Annotated in this window: 4 protein-coding genes and 1 pseudogene; 2 read left to right on the top strand and 3 right to left on the bottom strand. The window is 57.9% G+C overall.

The features are described from left to right. Window positions 1-503 precede the first annotated feature (503 nt). The 3 genes from pfkA to elyC all read right to left on the bottom strand — a co-directional run bounded on the left by pfkA (window position 504) and on the right by elyC (window position 3,286). Window positions 504-1,475: a 6-phosphofructokinase gene (pfkA, locus tag AACS18_RS01450; protein ID WP_005336840.1), complete on the bottom strand. Its 972-nt coding sequence runs from the start codon at window positions 1,473-1,475 to the stop codon at window positions 504-506. Window positions 1,476-1,624: 149 nt separating this feature from the next. Continuing rightward, window positions 1,625-2,380 carry a triose-phosphate isomerase gene (tpiA, locus tag AACS18_RS01445; RefSeq protein WP_047440675.1) on the bottom strand — a complete coding sequence of 252 codons (756 nt, stop codon included), beginning with the start codon at window positions 2,378-2,380 and terminating at the stop codon, window positions 1,625-1,627. 135 nt (window positions 2,381-2,515) lie between these two features. Beyond that, window positions 2,516-3,286, bottom strand: a complete 771-nt coding sequence (gene elyC, locus AACS18_RS01440) for an envelope biogenesis factor ElyC (protein WP_181363377.1) — start codon at window positions 3,284-3,286, stop codon at window positions 2,516-2,518. A gap of 101 nt (window positions 3,287-3,387) precedes the next feature. On the opposite strand from elyC, the gene cmoM reads away from it, so the two are divergent. Together cmoM and AACS18_RS22980 are read left to right on the top strand one after the other, a co-directional pair. After that, window positions 3,388-4,164 carry a tRNA uridine 5-oxyacetic acid(34) methyltransferase CmoM gene (gene cmoM / locus AACS18_RS01435; protein WP_108613513.1) on the top strand — a complete coding sequence of 259 codons (777 nt, stop codon included), beginning with the start codon at window positions 3,388-3,390 and terminating at the stop codon, window positions 4,162-4,164. 100 nt (window positions 4,165-4,264) lie between these two features. Continuing rightward, window positions 4,265-5,036 (top strand): annotated as a pseudogene (locus AACS18_RS22980) (chromosome partition protein MukF); the annotation flags it as partial.

Raw genomic sequence — 5,036 nt, 5'->3', positions numbered from 1 at the left:
AGACATGGCCGCAGCAAGAGTGAGGTGCGCAATAGGCCAGAGGCGTATTCTCTGGCTGGGCTGGGCTGGGCTGGGCTGGGCGCGAGTAGCGATTTGCGTAGCCGGTGCATCTGCGTGAGTCATGTGAGTGCAATACGAAAGCAGCGCCGGAGCATGGTTGGGTAAGATATCTGAATCCCCTCTACAAGATTGAGATATAAAAAGCGGCGTATGACGAGGAGGCTGAACAAGCTCGTTTCAGGGGCGACAGAGGACAGGTCAACGCAATCCGGTTCGCAGTGATAAAAGATCCACGACAATACCGGAACTTTGTTCTTAGGCTGATGCCAGTTGCTGTGAGCAGAGGAAGGCTGGTGATCAGTCAGATGGCGCAAGGCTTGGGAATCAGGCAACCCGTATGGTGAGGGGCACACAGCGTGCCGATGCCCCCGTTTTTGCAAGATATTAAAAAACCCTCCGATGGAGGGTTTTTGTCATCAACAGCCGGTAAAAAGCCGCGAGGCTTAGAACAGGGTGGTGGAGAGGTTGTAAAGCTCCTGATCGAACGGACGCTTCATGTTCTCGATGCAGTCGATTATGTCGTGGTGTACCAGCTCGTTGCGCTGGATACCGACGCAGCGACCACCGTGACCAGCCAGCAGCTGCTCAACGGCGTAAGCACCCATACGGCTGGACATGATGCGGTCACGGGCAGTCGGGGCACCGCCACGCTGGATGTGGCCGAGGATGGTGGCGCGAGTTTCACGACCGGTCAGGGCTTCGATGTCCTTGGCCAGCGCGTTCACGTCGGTAACGTGCTCGCAGATGGTGATGATGGCGTGCTTCTTGCCCTTGGCTTCGCCTTCCTTGATCTGCTTGAGCAGCTTCTCTTTGTCGAAGGCTACTTCCGGCACGATCACATACTCGGCACCACCGGCAACGGCGGCAGACATGGCCAGATCGCCACAGTGGCGGCCCATGATCTCGACCACGGAGATACGGTGGTGGGAGCTGCAGGTGTCACGCAGACGGTCGATGGCGTCAACCACCACGTTCAGAGCGGTATCAAAACCGATGGTGAAGTCGGTACCGGCGATGTCGTTGTCGATGGTGCCCGGCAGGCCGATGCAGGGGAAACCCTCTTCGGTCAGCTTCTTGGCACCCATGTAGGAGCCGTCACCACCGATGACGACCAGCGCATCGATACCGTGTTTTTTCAGGTTTTCGATCGCTTCGGCGCGCACTGCGGGGTCTTTGAAAGCAGGGAAACGGGCGGAGCCGAGGAAAGTACCACCACGGTTCACCACGTCGGAAACGCTGTGACGCTCCAGCTTGACGATACGATCCTGGTGCAGACCGAGGTAGCCATCATAAATACCGTAAACTTCCAGGCCATGATGCAAACCGGCGCGAACCACGGCGCGAATGGCTGCGTTCATACCCGGTGCGTCGCCACCACTGGTCAAAACACCAATACGTTTGATTTGTTTGGTCATGAGTGCCTCTGGATCTGAGTTGTCAAATACGAATGTTTAAATAGACAAGCCACTTTTACTATATCGGCTTTCATATGGGATGCGGGGGCCACCATAGGAAAAGCGATACAAGAGAGGGGACGAGCCCCTCTCTTTGCCGTAATCAGCGATTACTTGGCAGCGCCAGCGATGATCTGGGAGAAGTCGTCCACTTTTAGGGACGCACCACCGACCAGGCCACCGTCGATGTCCGGCTGACCGAACAGGTCGGCTGCAGTGGCGCCAGTGACGGAACCGCCGTACAGGATCTGTACTTTGGCAGCAACGGCGGCATCAAAACCGGCCAGGTACTGACGGATGTGAGCGTGAACGGACTGAGCGATCTCCGGAGTGGCAGTCTTGCCGGTACCGATGGCCCATACCGGCTCGTAAGCGATAACGGCGTTGTTGAAGGAGGCGATGCCGCAACGGTCGATAACAGCTTTCAGCTGGGTCTCAACCACGTTTTTGGTCACGCCGGCTTCGAACTGCTCCAGAGTTTCACCGATGCACAGAACCGGGATCAGGCCGCCTTTCTGGATCGCTTCGTACTTGGCAGCAACCACGTCGTCAGTCTCTGCGTGCAGGGTACGACGCTCGCTGTGGCCGACCAGAGAGTAGGTGCAACCAAAGGCTTTCAGCATGGAGGGGGCGTTTTCGCCGGTGAAGGCACCAGACTCGTGAACGTCAGCGTTCTGGGCACCGTAGGCAATCTTGCTGCCAGCGGTCAGTTGCTCAACCAGACCCAAAAAGATAACCGGCGGGCAGACGGCGACTTGTACAGAAGGATGAGCGGCAGCAGCCGGGGTCAGTCCTTTGATCAGAGCTTCTACAGAAGCCTTGGTGCCGTTCAGTTTCCAGTTACCCATTACCAGGTGCTGTCTCATCTTGTATATCTCCTAGGCATTTGATTGCGCGACATTATATGAATTGAACCGAGCCCAAGATAGCTGACCCGGCGGCAAATGACGTAATTTTTTTTCGCTTTCCTGATCCAAATCAGGAATGAAACGCTTGATCGCTCATTCGTTAACCTGCCCCCGCAAGCGAGCCCACCATACCCCAATCCATTCGTGGATGGCAGCTTCGGAATACATCAGATAACGTCCTTTGGGTAAATAACTGTAGAGCGGCTGGGGTACCTGGCTCTGCTTGGCGGTGTAATCGGTGGGGGCCGGCACGGCCTTGAGTCCCTGACCCTGATAGAGGGCCATGGCGCGCGGCAGGTGGGCGGCAGAACTGACCAGCGCCACCTCTTTTCCCTTGAGGTGGCGGCTGATACTGACCGCCTCATCATGAGTGTCTTTGTTGTTTTCAAACAACGTCATCCGCGCGCGGGGAATACCAAGGCTCTCGGCCATCCGGGCATTGACCTCGGCATTGGAGAGGGTATCCCCCGATACATAGCCTGAAAAGATCAGCTCCGCCTGCGGATAAGCCTGGGCCAGCCGAACACCTTCGAGAGTGCGGGCCAGGGCGATATTGTTCTGCCAACTGCGCATCGGCACCGCAGGGTCGCTGACATGACCATTGCCGAGCACCACGATGGCCTGGATGTCAGGATGCTGGCTCACCTCGAACGGCAGGAAGGTCTGCTCCAGCCCGCGGGCCAGTTCATAGCTCACCGGCCGCATCCCCATCAGCGCCACAATGAGCAGCGAGAGGGTGGCCAGCAGCTTGCCGGTTTTCTGAAAACGGGTGAACCAGAGCAGCAGCAGGGCGACCAGCAGCAGGGAGAGGGAGAAGGGGAGCGGCATCAACAGCTGACCCAGCCACTTTTTAATCACAAACACGGCAGACACTTCCTTGAGTTTTCAGCAAATTCGGGATGTGACAGAATACCTCTCTTTTTTGGGATGGCCACAACCCTGTGGCGCTAACGTTGAGTTTCTCCTTGAAGCACGATCAGAGTTTTGACGGGCGCGCCGACAAGTTCGCCCGCAACATTTACGACTCCACCAAGGGGCGCATCCGCACCACCATTGTCTGGAGCGACATCGAAGCCTGCCTGGCCCGCCTTGGCAACCGACCGCTGCGCATCCTCGATGCGGGGGGCGGTTTTGGTTATTTCGCCCAGAAGCTGGCGGCCATGGGCCATCAGGTGGAGCTGTGCGATCTGTCAGCAGAAATGCTGGAACTGGCCCGCAGCCAGATCGCCGAGAAGGGACTGGAAGACAAAATCCGTCTCATCCATTGCCCCATTCAGGATCTGAAGCAACACGTGACCGGTACCTTTGATCTGGTGCTCTGCCATGCTGTGCTGGAGTGGCTTGCCGAGCCGCGCCAGACCTTGCTGGGTCTGTTCCCTTTCGTCAATACCGGGGGCATACTGTCGCTGCTTTTCTACAACCGTCATGGCTTGCTGTTCCAGAGCCTGGTGGTGGGCAATTTTGACTATGTACGCCTTGGCCTTCGCAAGAAGCGCCAGACTGCGCTTACGCCCACCAATCCCCAGCTGCCGGAGCAGGTCTATGACTGGATTGGTCGCGGGGGGCTGCGCATCATCGGCAAGACCGGGGTGCGGGTGATCCACGACTATATGCGTCACAAGCAGGATCAGGTGGAGAAGTTCGACGATCTGCTGGCCATGGAGCAGCAATATTGCCGTCAGGAGCCTTTTGTCGCCCTTGGTCGCTATATCCATGTGATGGCCCAGAAGCCGGCCAGCTGATTGCTCGCGGTTCACGTCGATGTGAACCATGTTTTCGATGCTACCGGATGTAGCCGCGCGCACGATTTTGCGCCCAATACAACAACGAGATGACAACATCATGATGAGTACATCCCGTACCCTGCCAGAGCGTTCTTTGCCGGAGCTAGTAGGGTGGGTCAGGCAGGAGGGGTTGGCGTTGAGCCTGCCGACCGACCGGCTGGCCTTTCTGATTGCAATCAAGACCCTGTCCGAGGATGAGTCGGATCTGTCGGAAGCGGCGCTGCACGACGCCTTTGGCTATGTCAGCAGCGCCTTCGGCCAGATGGACGAGACCCTCACAGGTCGCGCCAACAACGCCATCAACGACCTTATTCGCCAGCAGCTGCTGTCGCGTTTCAACACCGACATGGTGGCGGGGGAGAGCCTCTACCGCCTGTCTCGCCTGGGCGTGAGCATCGTCGACTTCTTTATGGATCAGCGTCAGGTTGACTCCATCAAGCTCTCCATTCTGCTCGAACACCTGGCTGCCGAGCTCGACACCGCCCGCAAGGCGGCGCTTGAGACTAACACCCGCGAGCAGTGGGATGCCGAGGTGCTGCCGCGCCTCACCTTCTCGCTGGAAGAGACGCTGGGGCGGATCGATCTCACCCAGCGCGCCATGGATGAGCAGCAGAATCAGGTCAAAAGCGAAATTGCGGCCCTGCTGACCCAGAACTGGGTCGATGCCATTCACAGCTGCGAAAAACTGCTGCACGAGACCGGCCAGACCCTGCGTGAGCTGCAAGATACCCTGGACGCTGCCGGCCACCGCCTGCAGGCGGGGCTGCTCAATATTCAGGAGGCGGCGCAGGGGCGCGATGACCTGTTTCACGTCGAGGAGCTGACTCACG

It is taken from the genome of Aeromonas sp. HMWF015 (assembly GCF_963878965.1).
GTDB lineage: Bacteria > Pseudomonadota > Gammaproteobacteria > Enterobacterales > Aeromonadaceae > Aeromonas > Aeromonas veronii.
The sequence above is the reverse complement of the archived record's forward strand: the minus strand, read 5'-3'. Positions and strand labels throughout refer to the sequence as shown.

What these genes read in the sequence shown, in the direction of transcription:
- tpiA (WP_047440675.1), bottom strand. Translation starts at nt 2,380, where the DNA reads ATGAGACAGCACCTGGTAATGGGTAACTGGAAACTGAACGGCACCAAG.
- pfkA (WP_005336840.1), bottom strand. Translation starts at nt 1,475, where the DNA reads ATGACCAAACAAATCAAACGTATTGGTGTTTTGACCAGTGGTGGCGAC.